We start from the raw sequence: 21,823 nt of genomic DNA, 5'->3' as shown, positions 1-21,823 counted from the left end.
CGCGCGTTCGAGTGCAATCGAGCACGCGGCTTCGGCGTCTCCGCCGCATGTTCCTGACCGTCGCGACGTGGCACGGGTCGGTTGGTTGCGATGAGCGCCGGTCCGATCCCCGCCGTCGTCCCCTCCGTCATGCCGCAGTCGCGTTCCCCGATCACGACCGGCTCGATGCGCCCGCGCGGACCACTCCCCCTCGCCCGGCTCACCCAGCGCCCAGCCGGCACGCTGCGGTTCGGGCTGGCGACCGTCGACACGAACGGGCGGGTCGCGGACGCCGGCCTGATAGGGGCGCTCGGCTGGACGGACGCCACCCGACTGCACCTGCAGACGTACACGGGCCTGATCGTGGTCGCCGCGGACGAGCACGGCATCTTCCGGCTCAGCAGCCTCGGCCACGTCGGCTGCCGGCGGCGGCACGGCACTGGTGCCGACTCGGCGCCGGCGACCGGGTGCTGCTGGCCGCCGACCCGGTCAACAGCCTGCTCATCGTGCACCCACCGGCGGTGCTCGAGGAACTCGTCGTCGGGCTGCATGCCACGCGCTTCACGGACGGTGCCGCGTGACGGCCGCGCCCATGTCCGGTCGTGACGCCGATCTGGACGCCGCGCGGCTGCTGCTGTCCCGGCTCGGGGTGTCGCCGGAGGAACTGCTGCAGTCGCGTATGACGATGCCGCGGCCCGGTCCGATCCGCAGCGGGGTGATCCCACACAGTTTCGCCAGCTCGGCGTACTCCGAGCGGATGTCGGTGACGTAGAACCGCTGCCCGAACGGCACCCCTCTGAAGGCGAGGGTCTTGAGCAGCGAGGACTTCGCGGTGCCGATCCGGCCGGTGACGACCATGTTCGGGGCGCTGAGCAGTTTCGCCCGGTAGAGCTCGTGCAGGCTGAACGTGAACCCGGAGCGGGAGTAGACCTCGGTGCCGATGAGGGGGCCGTCGACGGGCAGGCCGCCGTCGGTGACGAACGGGAACACCGAGCACAGCTGCGCCGAGGTGGTGACCAGGGGCGGTAGCCGCAGCAGCGATCCGGGCCGCCCGGCCGCAGGTCCGTACCCGCCGCGGCGCCCGACCGGCGGCGGGCCGGTCAGCTTGGCCTCTTGCGCGGCGAGCGTCTCCTGTTCCCGGCGCAGGGCGGCGAGGGCGCGGGCGGCGTCCCGGCTGCGGGCCCCGTCGGCGATGAGGTCGCGCAGCGACCCCTCCCGGCGCACCCGTGGGCTTTCCTGCTGCTGGCGGGTCATGCGGACCACCCGCGCAGCGGCTTCAGTCCTCGGCCGAGTGGCAGCGCACCGGCGACGAAGGCTTGGTCCTGCTCGCCGTACAGGGTGACGGCTTCGCAGCCGGCGCGGGACAGCACGCGTTTCGCGGCCCGGGTGTGCCGGTCGAGCTCGTCGGGGGTGTCGGCGGTGACGGTGATCAGCAGCTGGTAGCGGTAGCGGACGTGACCGGCGGCCTGTTCCCGGTCGATCTGGAGCACCGCCTTGGCCTCTTCGTCCTCCCGCGCGGTGCGCACGAGCCGCAGTTTGCGTTTGGTGACCTCGTCGCCGGCGGCGGCGACCTGGTCGCGGCGGGCGGCGAGTTGCGCGAGGGCGGCGGGGACGGGCTGGGCGGTGAGGGTGACGGTCCGCCGGCCGCTGCCGCGGGTGTAGAGCGGGGTGAGCCAGGTCCCGCCTACCGGCTGTCGGGGCATCTGCGCCACCCATAGCGTGGGGGACAGTCCGGAGTCGTGCCGGTAGGTGTCCCAGCCGACGGTCTCCGCGGCGAGCGGCCCGGCGAGCCGCGGTTCGACGCCAGGCGCAACGCCCGGCTCGGTGGGAGTGCCGGCGTGGCCGGTGGTGGTGCCGCCCCGCAGGTCGACGGCCTCCTGATCGGCCGGGTCCCATTGGGTGCGGCGCACTGCCGCGTACCGGCGAGGGCTGAGCCAGCCGTGGGTGCTCACCCCGGCCTCGGCGGCGGTGGCGGCGAGCCCGGCGAGGCGTTCCAGGATCACCACGCCGATCGCGGTGTCGGTGCCGCCGGCCGCGTCGATCTCCCCGGACATCCTGGCGATGTCGAACACGACAACGAGGAACGTGTCGTGCCGCTGCCCGCTCGGTGCCGCGGCCGCGGTCAGTTCGGCGAGGGACCGGTAGGCGGTGCTGCTCGTCTCGACGGCCCGGGTGGCGAGGTAGCGCTGGGCGTGGTTGCCGGTGTCGGGCACGGTGCGGGTCGACAGCGACCACCGCACCAGCCCGGAGTCGGCGTATTCAGAGCCCAGGATGTTCAGCGCCTGAGCCCAGTCGGTGAGGCGACGGGTCTGGTCGTCCGGATCGGCGAGGACGAAGTTGCCGCCGGTGCACGCCAGGGCCGCGGTGACGGTCTTCTCCGTCCGGTGGTGCAGCAGCCCGACCTGGGTCACACCGTCGGCGGCGACGGCGGTCAGCCATCGGTACCCGGCTGCCGCGCCGGGCAGGTCGAGCAGGTCACCGCCGTTCGCGGCGAAGATCCCGCCGCGGTAGCGGTCCTGCCGGGTCGCCTTCTGCACCAGGGCACCGGCGATGACCGGCAGCCACTCAGTGACCCTGCGGCCTTTCAGCCGCAGCAGCGCCAGGACGATGAGCAGCACCGCCGCGCCGAACATGGCGATGGCCGCCCATTTGTGCCCGGCGGCGAGCAGGTTGATGCCGATCATGGCGCAGATCAGGCCGACGACGACGCCGCCGATCTGCGACCAGGTGAACCCGAGCACCGCACCGCGGGTGCTGCGGGGCGGAAACGTGAACCTCGCTGACATCGATCCCCCGTCGTCTCAAGGCCGTACCGAAACTGCTGTCGTGGATCGCCGGGAGGCGCCGCGGGCCCGGGGCCCGCGGGCGCGCGGCGCGCGGCCGTCGACCGAACGCCCGCGACTCGACGGCGGCTACAACGCGACCACCGCGAGTTCCTCCGCTGAACCGGCCGCCGCGCCGCCGCCTCCGCCGGACGGGCCCGCGCTGGGGCCGCCACCGCCGGACGGGGCGCCGCCGCCGGGGCCAGGCTCAGGAGGATCGGGTGGTGGGTCTTCACCGTTGGATTGACCTGGGTCACCGCCGGTGTCCGGTCCACCGGCAGGGCCAAGCCCGACCGAGTCCGGGCCGCCCGGCAGTCCGCCTGAGCCGGCGGCGCTGTCGCCACCCGCCTGGGTGGCCGCAACGCTCTGATCGCCGTCAGCCTGGTTGGCGCCGGAAGGTCCGCCGTCGGTCCGATCTGCCGCCGCGGGGTCGACACCCGTCGGGTCGGCGCCGTTGCCGCTCGCTGACGCGGCCATGGCGTCCGGGCGCAGCGGCACGGCGCCGCTGTCTCCGGTCTGCCCAGGCGCAGTGAGCTCGCCGGAGCCGAGGTCATGCCGGGCGCTGCGGGCCTGGAAGTGATCGACGCCCGCACGACCGGGTCGGTGTGGCTGCTGGAGCAGTTGTGGCAGCGCTTGGACGTCGCCACCGCCGTGCGCACGGCCACCGACGCGCGGCGGTTCACCACGAACATGGAACGGGTCCTGTTCGCCCTGGTCGCCAACCGCGCGGTCGCGCCGATGAGCAAGCTGTCCGCTGCCGAGTGGGTGCGTGAGGACGCCGCGATGCCAGGACTGTCCACGATGGACGATGACCACGCCTACCGGGCGATGGACCTCCTCGTCGACGCCGACAGAACCGGCCGCGTTCAGGAAGCGGTGTTCTTCGCCGTGGCCAACCTCTTGAACCTCGAGGTCGACCTGCTGTTCTTCGACACCACCTCCACCTACTTCGAACGCGACGAAGAAGACGACGGCGACGACGCGTTCCGCCGCTACGGGCACTCCAAAGACCACCGCGCCGACCTGCCGCAGATCGTCATCGGTCTCGCGGTTACGAAGGAAGGCATCCCGGTGCGCTGCTGGTGCTGGCCCGGCAACAGCAACGACCAGGCCGTCCTGGCCGAGGTCCGCGACGACATGCGCGACTGGAAACTCGGCCGGGTCATCACCGTCGTAGACCGCGGGTTCACCTCTGCGGACAACCTCACCTACCTGCGCCGCGCCGGCGGACACTACATCGCCGGAATGCGCATGCGCGACGGCAACCCCCTCGTCGAGCAGGTCCTCGCCCGACAGGCAAGGCCGCTACCAACACGTCCGGGACAACCTGCGGGTCAAGGAGATCCGCCTCGAGGCCACCGACATCCGGTTCGTCATCTGCCACAACCCCGAACAAGCCCAACGAGACCAGGCCCAACGCGACGAGGCACTGACCCGCATCACCGCCGAACTGGCCCGCATCGCCGAACAACGCGCCCGCGACGCCCAACGCCCACGCGGCGACAAGACCCGGATGCGCAACGAGGCCGCGCACGTGCGCGCCGAGTGCGCCCTGCGCGACCACCCGACCCTGGGCCGGTGGCTGACCCAACAGGCCAACGGACGGCTCCGCGTCAACACCAGCAAGGTCAAGGCCGAGGCCCGCCTGGACGGCAAGTACCTCATCGCCACCTCCGACCCACACATCAGCGCCGAAGACGTCGCGCTGGGCTACAAGAACCTCCTCGAAGCCGAATGCGGCTTCCGCGACCTCACGACCCAGCTGCTGCTCCGCCCGGTCTTCCACCGCCTCGAACACCGCATCCGCGCCGACGTCCTCATCTGCTGGCTGGCGCTGCTGCTCACCCGGGTCGCCGAACGCGGCACCGGCCAAACCTGGCGAAACATCAACCGGCAACTCGGACGAATCACCCAGGTGACCCTCGCCGGCCCAGCCGGCACCGTCACCCAGACCACCCCACTCCACCCCGACCAGAAAGCCATCTACCAGGCACTTTCCATCCAACCACCAGCCCGGGTCACCACCTTCAACCCCAGCTGAACACGACCGGAGCGGGTCGGGACGGCGTAGACACACGCCACGTCCCGGCCCTACCGGCATTTCCGCTCATCAAGGTCGACGAGTACGCGGCGGCGGGAATCCCGCGATACTGGACTGTCGCGCGCGACTCGGCCCACACCGTGACGCTGTACGGACTCGGCCCGGCCGGCACCTATGAGCGATCGGCGCAGATGCCACTGGGCTGGCTGCTGCAAACGTCGCCCGGAGATCACCTGCCCAACGAGTGACCTGCAGCTTGACCACTTGACCCGCACCAGCGCGGTGGCACCTATCGCAGGTCGGGAACGATCCGGCGTGGTAGCCACACCGTGACCACCGTTTCGGTCGCCCCAGGTTGTCGCCGGAGTGGACGGCGTACCCGGCAAGGGTTTCGGAGCAGCAGGCCCCCTGTCCGCATGATCCCCGTCGATGCAGCCTCGCAAACCCCCCGCGGTCGGCCGTTCAGCGGCTGGTCGGCGCCGACTCCAGCCCCTCGGAGATCAGCTCACTGATCTGCTTGAGTTGCACGAGCTGCTCCGCGGTCAACTGGTCGAACAGATGGGTGCGCATCGTCCTGATGTGCCCCGGCGAGGCCGCGGCCACTGCCGCGGCGCCCTCGTCGGTCAGCTCGGCGACCTGTCCACGCTTGTCGTCGTCGCAGTCACGCCGCCGCACCCAGCCGCAGGCATCTAGCCTGCTCACCGCGTGCGAAAGCCGGCTGCGCGAGGACCGCGTCCGGCGGGCGAGCTCGTGCATGCGCAGTGCTCGCCCCTCGGACTCGGACAGCACGGTGAGAATCTCAAAATACCCGTGCGGCATCCCGGCATCGTGCTGCAGGGCACGGTCGATGCGATCGATGAGCAGGGTCGCCGCCGCGTAGAACGCCTGCCAGGTGGCCTGCTCGTCCTCGTCGAGCCAGCGGGTCATGTCGGGCCGGAACCGGTCTCGTCGGCCCCCACCGCGCTGGCGGCGCGCGATCCGGCGAGGGCGGCCGAGCGCCCGAACGCCTCCGGTGGGTGCCAGTGATAGCTGCCCGGTTCCCGGTCGACGGCGATCCGGTGCAGACGGGCCGTGTGCGTGAAGCTGTGCCGGCCGACGACCGGGCGCCGAAGACCCGGGTCGTCGCTGGCGACGTTCGCCACGGTACGGCTCAGGCCGAACAGCGCATCGCCCGACACCCCGCACGATGATCCCAGGAACAGCAGGTTCGCGGCGAGGATGCAGGTGTCCGTGATGCCGCACCGCTCCCCGAGGCCGTTGACCGAGGCCGAGACGTGTGTCGCTCCGGCCGACACCGCCTCGAGCGCGTTGGCCGTAGCGAGCCCCCGATCGTCGTGGAAGTGCACTTCGAGCTCGATGCCGGGCAAATCGCGGTGCAGCAGGGAGACGACCTCCCGCACGCCGGCCGGGTCGCAGATGCCTACCGAATCGGCGTAACAGATGCGATTCGCCCCGGCGTCGATGGCGACCTTGTAAGCCTTCAGCAGATCCGGATATGCCGTCCGGGAAGCGTCCTCCACCGTGTAGCGAACCGACAACCCGAGCGATCGGGCAAACGCGACCGCGTCACCGATCATGCCGATGATCTCGCCGGCATCGCGCCGCAGACGGTGCCGCTGGCTGTAGTCATTGACACCGATGAATATGCCGACCCACGATGCGCCGGCGTCGGCGACGGAGCGGATGTCCCCCTCGTTGGCTCGAGCGTGGCCCATGACGGAGTCGAAGAGGCCGGTGGCCGCGACCGCCGCACATCGCTCCCGCTCGTCCCGGCCGGCGTACGGATGTCCGACTTCCAGATTCCTGATACCCGCCTCGCGCAATGCGTGTGCGATGCGCAGCGAGTCATCGGTGTCGAACCTGGTACCCGGCGACTGGCTCCCCTCGCGCAGGGTGCAGTCGATGATGACGACGTCGGGAGCCATCAGCGCTCCACGTCAGTGACGACGACCCGATCCACGGTGTACCGCCGAAGCTTCTCCTCGTTCACCACGACCCCCAGGCCCGGGTAGTCGTTGTGCACGGACACTGTTCCCTCCTTGAACGAATAGCAGGCGTCATCGACGATGTCGTCGACGAACCGCTCGCTCGGACTGCCGTAGCCCGTGGTGGTCAGCAATGGCACGCTCGCGGCGAAGTGGTGCAGGGCCGCCGTTCCGATGCCGAAGGGATGCATGCTCCCGGTGCTCACCTGCAGGCCCGCACATTCCGCGGCATGCTGCAACCGGCGAGACGCGAGGACGCCCCCGGACTTGAAGGGCTTCAGGCAGATCACGTCGGCCGCCCGGTGCGCGATGACCTGGCGCAGATCGATGTCGGAGAAGACGCTCTCGTCGGCGATGATCGGCGTCATTACCCGGGCCCGGACCTCGGCCAGCCCGGCAACGTCGGAGCCCGGAGTCGGCTGCTCGATCGCGAGAACACCCAGGTCCTCGATCGCTCGAATCATCCTGACCGCCGAATCGACCTGATAAGCGCCGTTCGGATCCATTTCGAGCTCATACTCGTCACCGAGGGCAGTGCGCACCGCGCGGAAGCACGCCACATCCGCGGCCGGGACGCCCGAGCCCTTCAACGTCAGGCGCTGATAGCCCTGATCGCGCAGCTCCCGGGCCCGATCGGCCACCCGTTCCGGCTCGGCCAGCGGCAGGCTCCGGCTGACGCTGTAAGCGCCGCGCATATGCCCGCCGAGCAGCACGCCCACGGAAACGCCAAGCAATTTGCCCTGCAGATCGAGCAGGGCATGGTCAATGGCGGCCTTGGCGAAAAGGTGGCCGCGAATGGTGTGCTCGGCAGCCGCCAGGACAACCGCCGGCTCCAGCGGGTTCCGGCCGAGCAGCACGGGGGCGAGATAGTGGTGCAGCACCGCCAGAATGGTTTCCGGCGCATCGCCCTGGCTGGGATACCGGCGGGAAATGATACCGGTCTCACCCCAGCCGACGGTGCCGTCCGACGTCACTACCTTGATGACGACGTGCCGACCGGTCGGGGTCACATTTGTCGAGGTGTGGTACGGAATCCGGTACGGAATCTGCACTACACTGATCTCAACGCTCTCGATGGCTGTCAACTTCGATTCCCCTCGACTGGAGGTCTGCATTGCTCTCCACCGGCCAGGCTTCGCGATACGCCGACCCGCCGCACGAAATCGTGGCCTCGATCGCCGTGATGTCGCATCCACAGCGTTCCACCTATGCACAGAGAGTCGTGGGCGCATTGGGCGGCGCCAACGTCGCGATCGCCGGGCTCAACGCGGGAAAACCCTCTGCGGAAAACGCCTACGACTGCGCGATCGAAGCCTGGCGCAGCGTTGCCCCGGGGGCCACGCACCATGTCGTGCTGCAGGACGACGTCATGCCGTGCCCGGATTTCATGCAAATACTCGGGGAAATCCTCGCCGCGGATCCGGACCGCTGCTTCTGCCTGTTTTCGGAATGGGCGTCGTTGACCGGGCAGTCGACCCGTCTCGCCGCGTTCCTCGGACATCGCTGGGCGCCGGTGGTCGATGCGTTCGTCCCGGCCCCGGCGGTGCTGCTTCCGGCGCAATACGCTCCGCGATTCGCCGACTTTCTGGCCGACCGGTTCGGCGCGGGCGAGACGCGCGACGCATTCCTGCTCTCGCAGTTCCTCACCGCCTGCGGCGTGACGCCCTACGTGGTAACCCCGAACCTGGTCGAACACGACACGCCTGTGCTGCCCAGCCTGCTGCCGAACGGCAAGGTCCGAGGCCCCCGCAGATCGGCGTGCTTCGCCGGCGACCTCGCGCCCCGGGACCGCCTGACGACGCCGGGCACCACTCTGAGCTCGGTGCCCGAACTGCCGTACCACTCCCGCGACGACCTGGTCGCCTACGTCCTGACCGCCACCGGGGCGCGGGGCGAATGGACCCGGCGTCCGGCATTCGCCTGGCTCGCTGAGCGCGGCTGGACCGCGGAGAGGCTCGCGGCCGCTCGACCGTCGGAGGCGACCGACCCGCGTTCGGTCCTCGGCCCCGATCTGCGGTACGAATTCTGGCTGGGCGCCCTGGCCACCGGTCTGATCATGCGGGATCAGGCCGGCGACAGCTTCGACGTCGAGTCCCGGCTCGCGCATCCAGCAGCGGCGCTGGCGCTGCGGACCATGGCGACCGGACCGCTGCGACGCGTACTGACGGAGACCGCCCTGCAGGCCAACGCCGAGGACCTCGCCCTGGTGCTCGGCGACGGCATCCGGCGCGCCTTCCAGGAATGATCGTGGCGCGCTCGCCCGGTCCGGGCCGCCTCGACCGAGGCGGGCGCGCATGTCGTCCGGGTACACGTCAGCCCAGTCGGCTCGCCGCGGCTCCGATGACGTCCTGCAACGCCAGCAGATCCTGTCGCATGCTCTGCGCGGTCGAGCCGGTTCGGCATTCCTGCAGGCGAAGCAGCAGGTAGTCCCCCGCGCTGACCTTGAGGAAGGTCGGCACCCCGTTGTTGCGGCCCCCCTCGCTCACCGTGCAACGCCAGGGCTCGGAGCCGCCCGGCCGGAACGGCGCCACACCCGGCAGCGCCACCGGCGGAACCGGGATGAAGTTGAAGAAGCAGTCCATCCCGCCGTCCACAGCGTCGACCTCGTGCTCCTCCAGCTCGGCGGCGAGCTCGTCGACGTCGTAGCTGGCGTTGCTGTAGGCAAGCAACGCGGCCCGGTGTACGGCGCCGACGGTCTCGGAGAAGGAGCGGCCGGGATCCCGCGTAAATACCACGGGGGTGAGTTGATCCATGGGACAGACGAGCTCGCGCCAACGCCGGCTGGACCGATTGCCGGCGAGCAGCCCGATGCGGAAGGTCGTGCGTCCCGACCGTTGCGCGGTCACCTCGCCGAACGCGGCCAGCACGACCGAGTGCACCGACGTCTTCGTCGCCTCGGCGAGCATGCGCGCGGACTCGAGGGCCGGCACCGACTCGAGCGACACCCAGCGCCGCACGGGCGCCGCGTCGCCCGGCCGGACATCCGCGTCGACGCTGGTCTTGATCGCCGTGCCCCAGTGCCGCATCGCCGCCTCGTGCCGCTTGGTCCATGCCACCGACCGCTGCACCTCCGCGAGGTCCGAGGGGCGCGGGGCGTCAGCGGCCGGCGCGGCGCCGGCCAGGATCGCAGCGAAGTCATTCCGGAGGGTCCGCATGGACCAGGCGTCCGCAATCAGGTGATGACAACAGATGCGCAGGTACCGCGGGACACCGTCATGCGTGACAGTGCACGCGCGCCAGGCCGGCTCGCGCTCGATGTCGAAGGGCCGGGCGAAGCCCTCCGGTGCGGCGGGCGGCTCGTCCGGGCCGGCGGCGGAGAACAGCGCCATGACCTCGTGCGGCACGATAGCGTCGGCCTCGGCGCGCTGCCGCGGTTCGTCCTCGTGATCGAGCTCGAAGCGCAGCCGCAGCGCCTCGTGGCGGCGAGCGAGCAGCGCCAGCGCCCGCTCCACCTGCTCGATCGTCACACCGTCCGGCAGATCCCAAACCTTGTTGAGGAAGAGCACACCGTGCTGCTCCACCGGAAACGGTTCGATCGATCGCCAAACGGACAATTGGCTGTACGTCAGAAATGATGTCGCCGTCACCCCGTCGACCTCCCCCGTCTGTTGCGCTGTTGCCGCCGCCGGCACCTCCCGGCCGGTCAGCCGTTGTGAGCGAGCCGCCGAACTGTCGAGTTGGTCAGGAGCACAGCGATCACGACCGCCATGACGCCGGCCGCCACCATCAGCACCGGCTGGGTGCCGAACGCATCGGCCGCCGGGCCGACCGTGACCTGACCGACGGGTATCGCGACCAGCGAGCCCGCCGCGTCGTAGGACATGACCCGGGCCAGCTTCTCCTCGGCAACGTGCTCCTGCAGGCTGGTCTCCCAAGCGACGGCGAACATCGCCAGGCCGGATCCGGCCGCGAATCCGGCCGCCATCAGCAGGCCCAGCGGCAGCGCCAGGCCCATGGCGAAGGGCAGGAGACAGGCCGAGGACACCGCGGCGGCGCCCACCCGCAGCAGATGCTTCGTGCGCAGCCGCAGCACGACGATGGTCCCCACCGCCATGCCGGCCGTCTGGGCGGCGACGACCAGGCCCCAGAACCGCCGGCCGAAGGTCTCGTCGGCCACCACGGGACCCAGCACCTGGATGGCGCCGGCCCAGGCGGCGTTGAAGATGAAGAACACCAGCACGCCGATCCAGATCCAGTTCTGGGCGAGGAACTCGTAGAAACCGACCCGCAGATCGTGCAGCAGCGACCGGCGCTCCGGCGGGCGTTTGGTCTGGCCCGAGCGCCCGAGCCGCATGAAACAGGCGCCGCTGAGCACGAAGGTGGCGGCGTCGATGGCGAGCGCCGTGCCGGGACCGAAGTACGCGACGATCAGCGATCCGACCGAGGCGCCGAGGATGATGGTCAGCTGCGAGGCGAGGCGCTTGATGGCGTTGGCTTGCTTGAGCAGTTCTCTCGGGACCGTCTCCGAGGTCAATGCCGACGATGCCGGCTGCAGCAGGGCGCTGGCCAGACCGTTGATCGCCGACAGCGAGATGAGCAACGGCATGTTCGCCACGCCGGAGAGAACGGTGGTCGCCACCACGGCCTGGCTGGTCGCCGCGACCAGGCTGGACAGCACCATGACGGCGAACCGCGGAAGCCGATCGGCCACCACCCCGCCGACGAGCACGAACAGAACATTGGCCAGCGATCGAGCCCCGACCACCAGGCCGAGTTTGGCCGCCGAATGGGTGATGTCCAGCACCGCAAATGCCAGCGCAATAGGTGCGAGCGCATTTCCGAACGTGCTGATGACGCGACCGGCCACGAAAATCCGGAACGTCGCGTAGCGAAGGGGGCCGAGGTCACGTCTCGTGGCTGCGACTAGCACAGAACCTCACCACCAGACAAGAGCCATCGATCAATGTCAAACCCGCGCCGCCCACAATCCGTAAAGCAACGACGTGTTCACAGTACCGATCAACGAATGACACCATGACCCGGTGCGCAGTGACCTGCATCACATTGACCTCCGTGACAGTGACCGTGCAAGAATCCCTGACCGTCCCACCCGAGCGCCAGTTACGAGACGCAGCAGCTAGAGAGGTGGCTCAATGTCGGGACCGGATCCGGCGGTCATTGCCGACTTCCTTTACTTCCTGGAGATGCGCTATGATAGCGCCCGTAACACCCGTGAGGGTGATCTTGTCTGGAAGCTCGGAAATATCGAGCCGGGCGACCGTGTACTCGACGTCGCGTGCGGCTGGGGGCGCATGGGACGTTACCTGGTGGAGCACGGTGCCGACGTCGTGGGCATCGACATCAGCCCGGCGATGATCGCCGCGGCGAAGGCGAGCGCACCACAGGCTGAATACCACGTGCGTGACATGCGCGACCTCTCCGGGCTCGGACAGTTCGACGTGGCGTTGATCTGGTGGTCCTCCTTCGGTTACTTTGACGACGAAACCGATCGCGCAATTCTTCGACAGGTGGCCGGATTACTCCGTCCGGGCGGCCGATTGCTGGTGGAGACCATCAACGGGCCGGTGCTGTATCAAGAGGCAGCCGCCAATCCCGGCGGGAAGACAATGGCAATGACCCGCGACAACAATGTGATGATCGACCACCGGCAGATGAATCCGGACGGGCGGCGCATTGTTGGCGCCCGAACGATGTACCGAGGCGGCCGGGTCACCGAGTATCCGTACGACGTGCGCATCTTCACTCCGGCCGAACTCGAATACTGGATGCTGACCTCGGGATTCAAGCAGGTCGAGCTCTTCGACCGCCGCGGAAACGACCTGATGATGACTTCCTACGGCATGGTCGCCGTGGGCACGGTCTAGTTCCATCGAGGCACTGAGCTGCACGAACAGACACGGGGGAACGTCATGTGCGGATTGGCCGGCATCGCATACTTCGATGGACGCACCGATGCAGATGCGATGGCAGCACTGCTCGAGCGCATGGCGGACGTCATTGCCCACCGGGGCCCCGACGCGCGCGAAATCATGAACGAAGGCGCCGTCGGCATGGCGTTCACCCGGCTCTCCCTGGTCGATCCGGAGGGCGGCGCACAGCCGCTGTGGAGCGCCAACCGGGACCTTGTGCTGATCGCCAACGGCGAGGTCTACAACCACCGCGAGCTCGCCGCCGAGCTGGGCGTCGGCGCGATGCTCTCGACGGACTCGGACTGCGAAATCCTGCTGTATCTCTACCAGAAGTACGGCCTGGACTTCCTCGACCGCGTCCGCGGCATGTTCGCCATCATCCTGTGGGACCGGGCACGTGGACAGCTGATCCTCGCCCGGGACCGATTCGGCATCAAGCCGCTCTACTACCACCGCGACGGCGCGCGGATCGTCATGGCCTCCGAGATGAAGGCGCTCTTCGCGGACCCGGGTGTCCGCCGGGAGGTCGACTGGGCGGCCGCGCTGTCGAGCCCTTTGTTCAACGCGGCCGTGGCGATCACCCATGCCGATCCCACCACCTGGTTCAAGGGCATCGAGTCGGTGCCCGCGGCAACCGTCCTGCAGATCGATCTCGCCGACGGCGCGACCAGGACGCATCGGTACTGGGACCTCCCCGACCCGCTGGAGAACCAGCCCCTTTCGGATGCCGAGCTGATCTCCGAGTACCGGAGCCTCCTGTCCAGTTCGGTCGCCGAATGCGCGACGGCAGACGCGGAGCTCGGCGTCTTCCTCTCGGGAGGCGTCGACTCCGCCGCCGTGGCTGCGCTGGCCCGCCGGACGGCCGGTGAAATTCACACCTTCACGGCGCTCAATGCCAGTACCTTGCTCAACGGGGACGGTCCGAACTCCGCGGATGTCGCCCGGCAGCTCGGATTGCCGAATCATCAGCTCGTCTTCGACAGCACCCGAATCCCGGGTGCCGACGAGTGGAGGCGGCTGGTGTGGCTGCTGGAGAACCCGATGTGCGGACCCGAGCAGTTCTACAAACACGAGTTGCACCGGTACGCCAAGGTCGTGCGCCCGCAACTGCGCGGCATGCTGCTCGGCGCGGCCGCCGACGAGTTTTCCGGCGGCTATTCCACGACGATCGCCGCGGAGCCGAGCTGGTCGGGTTTCATGGCCAGCCTGCGGGCCATGGCCCGCAACGAGGGCTTGCGCAGGAACCCGTCGCTGGCGCCTTGGTTCAACGGTGCCGGAGAGTCCCTGGTGTCCGAGGGGGCGCTCGGGGTCGCCGCGGATTCGTACGCCCAGTACCTGCGGTACGAGTACCAGAAGCTGCAGCAGTACAACTGCTGGCACGAGGATCGCACGGCGGCCGGCAGCGGCATCGAGGCGCGCGTGCCGTTCCTGGACCATCGCCTCGTCGAACTCGTCGTGTCGTTGCCGAGGGCTCGGCGCGAGGCACTGCTGTGGGACAAGCGAATCGTGCGTGACGCGGTGGGTGACGTAATCCCCGCGGTGTTCGCCCAGCGGGAAAAGGTGCCCTTCTTCTGGGGTCCCTACGAACGCTTCACGTATCAGGTGTTCCGTTCGATGCTCACCCAGGGCGACGGGCAGCTGGTCGAGGAGGCGCTGGCCGCGCCGGACGCGGAGCGCTACCTCGACGCGGGGAACATCCGGGGCGCGCTCGATCGTCTGGTCGCCGCACCGGACGCGGCCGGCACTGAGCTGCTCCTGCGGCTGGTGAACCTCGGACTGCTGGCCTCGATGACCGCTTCGATGCCCGCGCCACCGCTGCAGACAAGGCAGTCGCTGACCGTGATCGCACCGGACAGCGCCGATCCGGCCGATCCCGCGATGCCCGCGCGGCTCGGATGCGCCGCGGTGAGCTTTACCGACGACTCCATCGCGGCCCTGGAGGATGAGGTGCTGGTGCTGACGTCGCCGGCCGAACCGGGGACCCTCTACCTGAGCGTCCGCGGGGAGACGGAGTTCGTCATCGACTCCGATACCCCCTCCTGGATGACGGTGTTCAGCCGGGTCGACGGCCGGGCCAGGTTCGCCGACATCGTCGCGGGCCTTGACGACGAGACGGCCGACGAAGTTCGCACGGTGCTTGCCGAGGCGGCCGGGATGGGCCTGATCCGGGTGACGGCCTGACGGTCGCCTCGGCGGTTCGGAACGCGGCTACGGGGGTAGTTGGCCAATGAGCCTTCATGATCTTGACATGGTTCCGGTGCGAACGCGCGAGTCTTCGGCGGGCACCGCCAGATCCGCGCCGGTCGACGCGCCGCGGGACGCTCGGTCGATCGCCACCCTTGCGTGGCCGCACATCGACGGCCGGCGCAGCGTCGCGGATCTCGCGGCCCTGCTGGAGCAGCGCGGCGCCGGGACCTTCCGCCAGCTCGCACACTCACTTTCGGAACAGCTGGGGTGGCTGGTGGAGGCGGGTGAGATTGAGCTCGTCCGGGCCGAGTCGGACAACCCATGGAAGTCGGCCCGGGCGACGCTCGTGACGAAGGCCCGGGCGCCGCAACGCGAGCCCCAGGACTCGGCCGCACCATACCGCAGCGGGTTCGCTGGCTGGTACGAGCGCGCGAGTGTGCGAAGCAAGCCACGCCGGATGCTGGAGGGCGGCGAGCCGGTCTACTTCAGCCCCGAGCTGGTGCCGATCGCCGCCCACCCGCTGGTACTCGAGCGGGGAGAGCAAGCGGTGCGGCAGATTCTGGTGCATCGGCTCTTTACGTATCTACACTTCACGACCGAGCTCGAGCAGGTGGCCGTCCTCCCCGTCGCCTCGGCGATCGCCCGGGGCCGGGCAGGCATCGACCTGCCGGAGCAGATGCGCTCCGACGCCTACAAGATCGTGACGGACGAGGCGTGGCATGCCCAGTTCTCCTACGACCTCGTCCGTCAGGTCGAGGCCGAGACCGGGATCCACCTGCCGGAGCTGCCACTTCCGGCCTTCATCGGTCGCCTCGACACGATCGCGTCAACGCTGCCGGATCGCATGCGGGGATTGACGGCGCTGCTGTTCTGCATCGTGAGTGAGACGCTCATCTCGGCGATCCTGTCGGATCTGCCCCGGGATTCCCGTCTTCCGTCGGCGGTTCGCGAGGTCGTCAGGGACCACGCGGTCGACGAAGGGCGCCATCACACCTACTTCAAGGACATGCTCTCGCGGCTATGGCCGGAGCTCTCCGTCGCGGAGCAGCGGATCGTCGGTCCCGCCGTGCCGCAGATCATCGACGCGTTCCTGAGGCCGGATCTCGCCGCGCTCGTCCCGGGCCTGACGCGGATCGGGCTGACGGCCGAGGAATGTCGCGGCGTCATCGCCGAGTCGACGCCGGAGCACCTCATCCGGCGGGACATCGCGGCGGCGGCACGGCCCGCGACGAGGTACTTCACCGAAGTGGGTGCCCTGGATCATTCGCGCACTCGGGAGGCGTTCGAGAGCGCCGGACTCCTATGACCCAGTCGTAACCGGTTCTTCGTACAACGCCGCACCGCAGGCGGTCGAGAACAAAAAGTCGCGGGGAACCGGAATCGATCCGGTCCCCCGCGCTCAATCAGCCCAGCATGCGCAGGACGCTGCTCTGGGAAACCGGCCTCGCCGGACGCTTGGCGCGCTTGATCATTGCGTTCACCCCCTCCCCCTCGTAGACGGGAGACAGGAGCATGAAGCACTGTTGCCACACTTCAAAGCCCCCGTCACCTTCAATTTTATACTATGACGTTCATGTATGCGATGAGCAACGAGTAATTGTCTTCCCCAGATATTCTGGCCCCGCGCGCAGGACGTCGGCCGGCCACGCAAAACGAGCTGGGGATTGACGTAGTCAACCGCCCAGCTCGTTTCGTTCGGGATATGGACCGGCAACCGCGCGTTTATCGCGCGGACGGAAGGACCATCTAGTCGCGATTGAGGATGTCGTCGATTTGGTCCTCGTTGTCGTAAAGGGTGCGAAGCTCCTCGCGAATGAGTTCCTCCGGCATTCGGGCCCGATCGACAGAATTGTAGGCCGATTCGTCGCCAGCCGTCACGATCTCCAGGCGCAGGCCCGACGGATCGAAGAGATTGATACTCGTGTGCCCGTCTCCCAGATACAGCGGGCCCAGGTACTCGATGCCGAACTCGTCGAGCCGGCTGCGCACCTTCTCAAACTCTGGCCGTTCGGCATGAAAAGCGATGTGCTGGAGTCCGGCGACGGAGTCACGCACGGCCGTGGGGGTTCCGGGCGGGTATTCGAAGAGACTGAAGACGCTGTCGTTGCCCATGTCCAGGCAGTAGTGCCGGATATTGTCGTACTGCGGCGCGCCCGGCGGCCGCCGGAACGCGGCCTTCTCCTTGTCGGGATCGTCGTCGGACACGAGCGGGTGGTCCGCGTCGGCGGCCGGGTGGGTCTTGCGGGCCATGACCAGCTGGAAGCCCAGAACCTTCACGTAGAACTGGAGGCTCGCCGCCATGTCGTGGGTGCCGACCGCCAAGTGGTCGACTCCGCGAATAGAGAACTGCGGCGTACCGCTACCAAGCATGTAGATTCCCCTTAGAATGCGGTCAGGCAGCTGTTATACGGGCGAACCGCTTCCCGTCGATATCCACGATCCGGCAGTCCACGCGGTCGAACCCGCCGCCGCGGAGGATCTCCTCGAGCTCGTGCTGGCCGTACACCACGGTCCGCTCCTGGTGCTCGGCGAAGTACGCGACGCGCTCCACCAGCTCGGCGTGGGGCAAGGTCGACAGCCCGTCCCAATGCCTCCCGGCCGCCTCCGCCTTGCGCCGCCACGCCTCGGCCGCCGAACCGCCCTCGCCGGGCGCCGCCTCCGAGCGCTCCCGAATACGCACGGTGGTGACAATTGAGCCGCCGTCGCGCAGCGACTCCCGCCATCCCCGGACGAGCTTCAGCATGGCGTCCGGCGCGAAACGGGGCAGGAAAGAGTCGCTGACAATCAGGTCGTAACCGCTTTGCGGCCGATGCGCGATGGCATCCTCACACAACAACTCGGGGGCGGGCAGCGCGGCCCGTCGGGCATACCACGCCGTAGCGCCGAGCGGTGTCGGGCACCAGTCCAGAACCGTGAATGCTGGCCGCCCGCCCAGCGCGAATGCGGCATGCGCAAACAACGAGTAGTCGGCGCAGCCGCTCACCATCACCCGCGGGGCGGAACGGCCGCCGACCGCGGCCGGTAGGGCCTCACACAGGTAGGCATGATGCCACGAGGGGTTGGAGACCAGATTCAGCATGCGCAGGTACTGCCACGTGCCGTGATACCAGCCGCAACTGCCGTCCGAGCTGTTTCGGCAGCTCCATTTGGAAAAAGCGTCCAGCCAGGCAGAACTCTCGGACAACGGCTCTGAAAGCAAGGATCCCCCCGTTGAGAACCAGCTGCCACGGCGTCCGGTTGCGGTGGCCACTGCGCAGTCTAGGCCAACACGTCCGTCCACTCAATGGCCGAGTCGCGTGGGCCAACTTCCGAGGCGTTGACGATCGTCTCTACCTGTTCTAGAGTCCCCCACGAATACACGGGGATCGTACGGCTTCATGAGGGCATGCGCTGTACCGCCACCGTGCTCAGCCTCACCCTCAAGCCGAACGGGGTTGATCTTGGCTACGCCGCTACGCTTCGGAACGATGCTTTTCCCGCTGAATCCGGTAGGCCAGAGCCCCACCGTCGCGCTCGAAAAGGACCTCGAACTCATCGAGTGGATAGACCGCTGGGGCTTCGCCGAAGCCTGGGTCGGCGAGCACCACTCCGGCGGATTCGAACTGGTCAGCTCCCCTGAATTGTTTCTCGCATTCGCCGCCGAGCGAACGAAGCATATCCGGCTCGGCACGGGCGTTCTTTCGGTGCCTTATCACAACCCGTTCATGACGGCCCAGCGAATGGTTCTGCTGGACCATCTGTCCCGCGGGCGAGTCATGTTCGGATTCGGGCCGGGCCAATTGGCCTCGGACGCGCGGATGCTGGGTATCGAGGCCGGCGAGCAGCGGCGGATGATGCGTGAAGGCATCGAAGTCATCCTCAGCCTGCTGACGGGCGAAGAGCCGGTGACGTTCAAGTCGGACTGGTGCACGCTCAACGAGGCCCGGCTGCAAATCGCGCCGTACACTCAGCCCCTGCCGGAGATGGCGGTCGCGGCGTCGATCTCGCCCGCCGGGCCGGCGACGGCCGGGCGGCACGGGCTGGGCCTGCTGTCTATTGCCGCTTGGCACCCGGACGGCTTCGGCAAGCTCCGCGACCATTGGTCGGTCGTGGAGGAGCAGGCGGCACTGCACGGCAAGACCGTCGACCGGGCGAACTGGCGCATGATGGCGCCCGTCCACATCGCGCGCACGGAGGCCGAGGCCCGCGAGAACGTCAAGCACGGCCTCGGCCGGGTGTTCGACTACCTCAGCCACATCATTCCGCTGCCAACGCTGAATGCGACCACGTTCGACGATCTGATCGATCAGATCAACGGATTGGGCGGCGGCGTCATCGGTACGCCCGCCATGGCCGTCGACACGATCGGCCGGCTCCAGGAGCGCTCCGGCGGGTTCGGCTGCTACATGCTGCAGGGGGCCGAACTGGCCAACCGGCGAGCCACGCTGGAGTCCTACCAGATCTTCGCGGAAGAGGTCGCCCCGCATTTCCAGGGCCAGCTGGACGCTCCTGTCGCCTCCAATCGATGGTTGATGGAATGGCCGTCGGCCACTCCCGGCATGACCCAGTGGGTAAGCGACACGACCGGCGCGATCCGGCGCGAGATCCAGGAGTACGAGCGCTCGCAACCAGACGCCGTGGACCGCTAGCGTGCTCGCCCTGCGGGCCGACCGGCTGTTCGACGGGCTCTCGACGCCAGCCATGATCGACCCGACCGTCGTCGTCGACGGCGGGCGCATCGTCTCGGTGACGCCGGGCGGAACCGTTCCGCCCGGCGCCGAGGAATTGATGTTTCCTGGCACGACGATCCTCCCGGGCATCATCGACACCCATGTCCATCTCGGGTTCGACGCCGGCTCGGATCCGGTAGGCCCACTGCTGCGGGCCGACGAGGACGAGCTCCTTGCGACAATGCGCAGGAACGCATCGCGAGCGCTGTCGGCCGGCATCACGACACTTCGTGACCTCGGCGGACGGGGCTTCACCACGCTGGCCCTGCGGGACGAGGCCCGAAGCCGGCCCGGGCACCTGCCGAACATCCTGGTCGCCGGACCGCCCATCACCTCACGCGGCGGCCATTGCCACTTCCTCGGCGGCGAGGCCACCGGCGAGGACGGGCTGCGGGCCGCCGTCCGCGAGCTTGTCGCGCGCCGCGTCGACGTGATCAAGGTGATGGGCACCGGTGGCTCGCTCACTCCCGGCAGCGACCCGCTGCAGGTCCAATTCGAGGACGGCGAACTGCGCGCCGCGGTGGAGGAGGCCCACGCCGCCGGCGTGAAGCTGACCGTCCACGCGCATGCGCGCAGCGGCGTCCAGTCGGCGGTGCGATCGGGAGCCGACGGCCTTGAGCACGCGAAATTTTGGGTGGAGGACGGCATCGCCCCCGATCCGGCGACGCTCGACGACATTGCGCGGCGCGGCATCTGGGTGTGCCCGACCATGGGCGCGCTACCCGGCTCGCCGCCACCACCGCCGGCCGTGGCGCGGCGACTGGCACTGGCCGACGATCTGATGCGCGAGATGCACCGGCGCGGGGTCCGTCTCGTGGCTGGCTCCGATGCGGGCATCTCGCCGGCAAAGCCCCACGACGTCCTGTCGTACGGCATCGAGGAGATGGCCCGCGCCGCGGCGATGACGAACGGCGAGGCGCTGCACTCGGCGACCGCGCTGGCGGCCGACTGTTGCGGGCTGCCCGCCAAGGGAAGGCTGGCCCCCGGCGCGGACGCCGACATCATTGCGGTCGGTGGCAACCCGCTCGACGACCTCGGCGCGCTGCGTGACGTCCGAGCCGTTTTCCTCGGCGGCCGTCGGGTCCGCTGAGCCTCGGGCAGCCGTCGCCGACCGCCCTCCGGGCGGGCACCGCGGTACGGTCATGACGTCGTTCCCACGCTCAGAGCTGGCCAGGATCGACCTTGAATCCGAGCATTAAGCGCCCAACCGTCTCCATGACCGTCTGGCCGACCATGACGTGTTGCGTGACCGCGTGCACGTCGCGGAATCTGCGCTGCAGCGGACTGTGCTCGAAGTTCGACGTGCCGCCGCCGAGCGTGTACATCAGATCCACCGCCTTGGCCGCAGCACCGGTCGCGTGCGCGGCCGCCTGCCGCAGGGCGGCCCGGGCGGGCAGGTCCACCCCGCCACTGCTCACCGCGCGGCTCCACGCCTCGTCGACGGCCTCGCGCAGGAACGCCCGCGCCGCCCGCACCTCCGCCTGGGCCTGGCCGATCTGCAGCTGCACCAGCGGCCGCTCCTCGAGCCGGCGGACCGCATACGTGGGGGTCTTGACGCCAGCCAGGTCGAGGATGTCCTGCACCGCACCGCGGGCCAGGCCGAGCGCCGCGGCGGCTATGGCCGCGGCAATCATGCCGAGCACCGGAAACCGATACAGCTGACCGTCGGCGAACGGCCGGTCGCACTGCAGCGGAATGGTGTACTCCTGTGGCACCCAGTGGGATTCCACCTCGATGTCGTGGCTGCCGGTCGCCCGCAGACCCATGACCTTCCAGGTGTCATGGATCCGGGCCCGATCCGCCGGGAACAGGAACAGCAGCCGCCGGCCGTCGTCGGTGACGCCGCCGCCCATGAACCAGGTTGCGTCCTGGCACATGCTGACGTACGGCCAGCGGCCGGTGAGACGGAACCCGTCACCTTCACGGCCGGCCTTGCCCAACGGCGCGAACGGCCCGACCGAGATCGCCTCCCGGTCACCGTAGATCGACCGGGCGACGTCCGGCGCCAGATGGCCCGAGGCCATCCCGCTGGTGGCCCCGATCATCACGGACCAGGCAGTCGCGGCGTCCGCCGTGGCCAGTTCCTCCACCACGGTCAACAGCCTGTCCGGCGTTCCCTCGAGTCCGCCGATACTGCGCGGGACGCAGAAGCGGAACAGGCCGGCGTCACGCAGCCGCGCCATGATCTCCGGCGTCACCCGGCGCCGCTGCTCGGCCGTTTCGGCCGCCG

The 21,823-nt window shown here is 68.9% G+C and carries 16 protein-coding genes and 1 pseudogene; 7 read left to right on the top strand and 10 right to left on the bottom strand.

The annotated features are described in order from the left end of the window. Positions 1-540: 540 nt before the first annotated feature. The gene (locus ACQP2P_RS15555; protein WP_433616703.1) at positions 541-1,233 is read right to left on the bottom strand and encodes a hypothetical protein; all 693 of its coding nucleotides are present in this window, start codon (positions 1,231-1,233) and stop codon (positions 541-543) included. Continuing rightward, entirely contained in the window at positions 1,230-2,765 is a 1,536-nt protein-coding gene (locus ACQP2P_RS15550) for an SCO6880 family protein (protein ID WP_433616702.1), read from the bottom strand. The genes ACQP2P_RS15555 and ACQP2P_RS15550 overlap by 4 nt, the downstream gene beginning before the upstream one ends. 597 nt (positions 2,766-3,362) lie before the next feature. On the opposite strand from ACQP2P_RS15550, the pseudogene ACQP2P_RS15545 reads away from it, so the two are divergent. Further along, positions 3,363-4,842, top strand: a pseudogene (locus ACQP2P_RS15545) (IS1634 family transposase); the annotation flags it as partial. Positions 4,843-5,304: 462 nt separating this feature from the next. On the opposite strand, the gene ACQP2P_RS15540 reads toward ACQP2P_RS15545, so the two are convergent. From ACQP2P_RS15540 to ACQP2P_RS15530, 3 genes are read right to left on the bottom strand one after another with little or no spacing between them, the layout of a single operon-like run. After that, entirely contained in the window at positions 5,305-5,769 is a 465-nt protein-coding gene (locus ACQP2P_RS15540; protein WP_433616700.1) for a MarR family transcriptional regulator, read from the bottom strand. Next, positions 5,766-6,767, bottom strand: coding sequence for a LeuA family protein (locus ACQP2P_RS15535; protein WP_433616699.1), 1,002 nt, complete (start codon positions 6,765-6,767; stop codon positions 5,766-5,768). The genes ACQP2P_RS15540 and ACQP2P_RS15535 overlap by 4 nt, the downstream gene beginning before the upstream one ends. Further along, positions 6,767-7,912, bottom strand: coding sequence for a mandelate racemase/muconate lactonizing enzyme family protein (locus ACQP2P_RS15530; RefSeq protein WP_433616697.1), 1,146 nt, complete (start codon positions 7,910-7,912; stop codon positions 6,767-6,769). The genes ACQP2P_RS15535 and ACQP2P_RS15530 overlap by 1 nt, the downstream gene beginning before the upstream one ends. Before the next feature lie 29 nt (positions 7,913-7,941). On the opposite strand from ACQP2P_RS15530, the gene ACQP2P_RS15525 reads away from it, so the two are divergent. Further along, complete coding sequence (locus ACQP2P_RS15525) at positions 7,942-9,072, top strand: hypothetical protein (protein ID WP_433616695.1); 1,131 nt, start codon at positions 7,942-7,944, stop codon at positions 9,070-9,072. A 67-nt stretch (positions 9,073-9,139) separates the two neighbouring features. Here the strand turns inward: ACQP2P_RS15525 and ACQP2P_RS15520 are convergent, their stop codons facing one another. Further along, a complete protein-coding gene (locus tag ACQP2P_RS15520; RefSeq protein ID WP_433616693.1) occupies positions 9,140-10,414 on the bottom strand; it encodes a condensation domain-containing protein in 1,275 nt (424 codons plus the stop codon). A 56-nt stretch (positions 10,415-10,470) separates the two neighbouring features. Next, complete coding sequence (locus ACQP2P_RS15515) at positions 10,471-11,634, bottom strand: MFS transporter (RefSeq protein WP_433616692.1); 1,164 nt, start codon at positions 11,632-11,634, stop codon at positions 10,471-10,473. A 286-nt stretch (positions 11,635-11,920) separates the two neighbouring features. On the opposite strand from ACQP2P_RS15515, the gene ACQP2P_RS15510 reads away from it, so the two are divergent. The 3 genes from ACQP2P_RS15510 (at position 11,921) to ACQP2P_RS15500 (ending at position 16,190) form a co-directional block, all read left to right on the top strand. After that, entirely contained in the window at positions 11,921-12,652 is a 732-nt protein-coding gene (locus tag ACQP2P_RS15510; protein WP_433616690.1) for an SAM-dependent methyltransferase, read from the top strand. Between the two features lie 99 nt (positions 12,653-12,751). After that, on the top strand, positions 12,752-14,878 hold the full coding sequence (gene asnB, locus ACQP2P_RS15505) for an asparagine synthase (glutamine-hydrolyzing) (RefSeq protein ID WP_433616688.1): 2,127 nt from the start codon (positions 12,752-12,754) through the stop codon (positions 14,876-14,878). Positions 14,879-14,945: 67 nt separating this feature from the next. Further along, the gene (locus ACQP2P_RS15500) at positions 14,946-16,190 is read left to right on the top strand and encodes a diiron oxygenase (RefSeq protein WP_433616687.1); all 1,245 of its coding nucleotides are present in this window, start codon (positions 14,946-14,948) and stop codon (positions 16,188-16,190) included. Between the two features lie 440 nt (positions 16,191-16,630). On the opposite strand, the gene ACQP2P_RS15495 is transcribed toward ACQP2P_RS15500, so the two are convergent. Both ACQP2P_RS15495 and ACQP2P_RS15490 read right to left on the bottom strand, forming a co-directional pair. Then, on the bottom strand, positions 16,631-17,206 hold the full coding sequence (locus ACQP2P_RS15495) for a VOC family protein (RefSeq protein WP_433616686.1): 576 nt from the start codon (positions 17,204-17,206) through the stop codon (positions 16,631-16,633). Between the two features lie 70 nt (positions 17,207-17,276). Further along, positions 17,277-18,134, bottom strand: coding sequence for a hypothetical protein (locus ACQP2P_RS15490; protein ID WP_433616684.1), 858 nt, complete (start codon positions 18,132-18,134; stop codon positions 17,277-17,279). A 217-nt stretch (positions 18,135-18,351) separates the two neighbouring features. Between ACQP2P_RS15490 and ACQP2P_RS15485 the strand changes: the two genes are divergently transcribed. Then, a complete protein-coding gene (locus ACQP2P_RS15485) occupies positions 18,352-19,512 on the top strand; it encodes an LLM class flavin-dependent oxidoreductase (RefSeq protein ID WP_433616682.1) in 1,161 nt (386 codons plus the stop codon). Between the two features lies 1 nt (position 19,513). Beyond that, the gene (locus ACQP2P_RS15480; protein WP_433616680.1) at positions 19,514-20,683 is read left to right on the top strand and encodes an amidohydrolase family protein; all 1,170 of its coding nucleotides are present in this window, start codon (positions 19,514-19,516) and stop codon (positions 20,681-20,683) included. Between the two features lie 70 nt (positions 20,684-20,753). Here ACQP2P_RS15480 and ACQP2P_RS15475 read toward each other — a convergent pair whose 3' ends face one another. Then, the gene (locus ACQP2P_RS15475; RefSeq protein ID WP_433616678.1) at positions 20,754-21,791 is read right to left on the bottom strand and encodes an acyl-CoA dehydrogenase family protein; all 1,038 of its coding nucleotides are present in this window, start codon (positions 21,789-21,791) and stop codon (positions 20,754-20,756) included. Positions 21,792-21,823 lie beyond the last annotated feature (32 nt).

The sequence above is a fragment of the Dactylosporangium sp. CA-139114 genome (assembly GCF_050955725.1).
GTDB lineage: Bacteria > Actinomycetota > Actinomycetes > Mycobacteriales > Micromonosporaceae > Dactylosporangium.
Note: the sequence above shows the minus strand (reverse complement) of the source record. Positions and strands in the feature narration are given on the sequence as shown.

What these genes read in the sequence shown, in the direction of transcription:
- ACQP2P_RS15555 (WP_433616703.1), bottom strand. Translation starts at nt 1,233, where the DNA reads ATGACCCGCCAGCAGCAGGAAAGCCCACGGGTGCGCCGGGAGGGGTCG.
- ACQP2P_RS15550 (WP_433616702.1), bottom strand. Translation starts at nt 2,765, where the DNA reads ATGTCAGCGAGGTTCACGTTTCCGCCCCGCAGCACCCGCGGTGCGGTG.
- ACQP2P_RS15540 (WP_433616700.1), bottom strand. Translation starts at nt 5,769, where the DNA reads ATGACCCGCTGGCTCGACGAGGACGAGCAGGCCACCTGGCAGGCGTTC.
- ACQP2P_RS15535 (WP_433616699.1), bottom strand. Translation starts at nt 6,767, where the DNA reads ATGGCTCCCGACGTCGTCATCATCGACTGCACCCTGCGCGAGGGGAGC.
- ACQP2P_RS15510 (WP_433616690.1), top strand. Translation starts at nt 11,921, where the DNA reads ATGTCGGGACCGGATCCGGCGGTCATTGCCGACTTCCTTTACTTCCTG.
- asnB (WP_433616688.1), top strand. Translation starts at nt 12,752, where the DNA reads ATGGCAGCACTGCTCGAGCGCATGGCGGACGTCATTGCCCACCGGGGC.
- ACQP2P_RS15500 (WP_433616687.1), top strand. Translation starts at nt 14,946, where the DNA reads ATGGTTCCGGTGCGAACGCGCGAGTCTTCGGCGGGCACCGCCAGATCC.
- ACQP2P_RS15485 (WP_433616682.1), top strand. Translation starts at nt 18,352, where the DNA reads ATGCTTTTCCCGCTGAATCCGGTAGGCCAGAGCCCCACCGTCGCGCTC.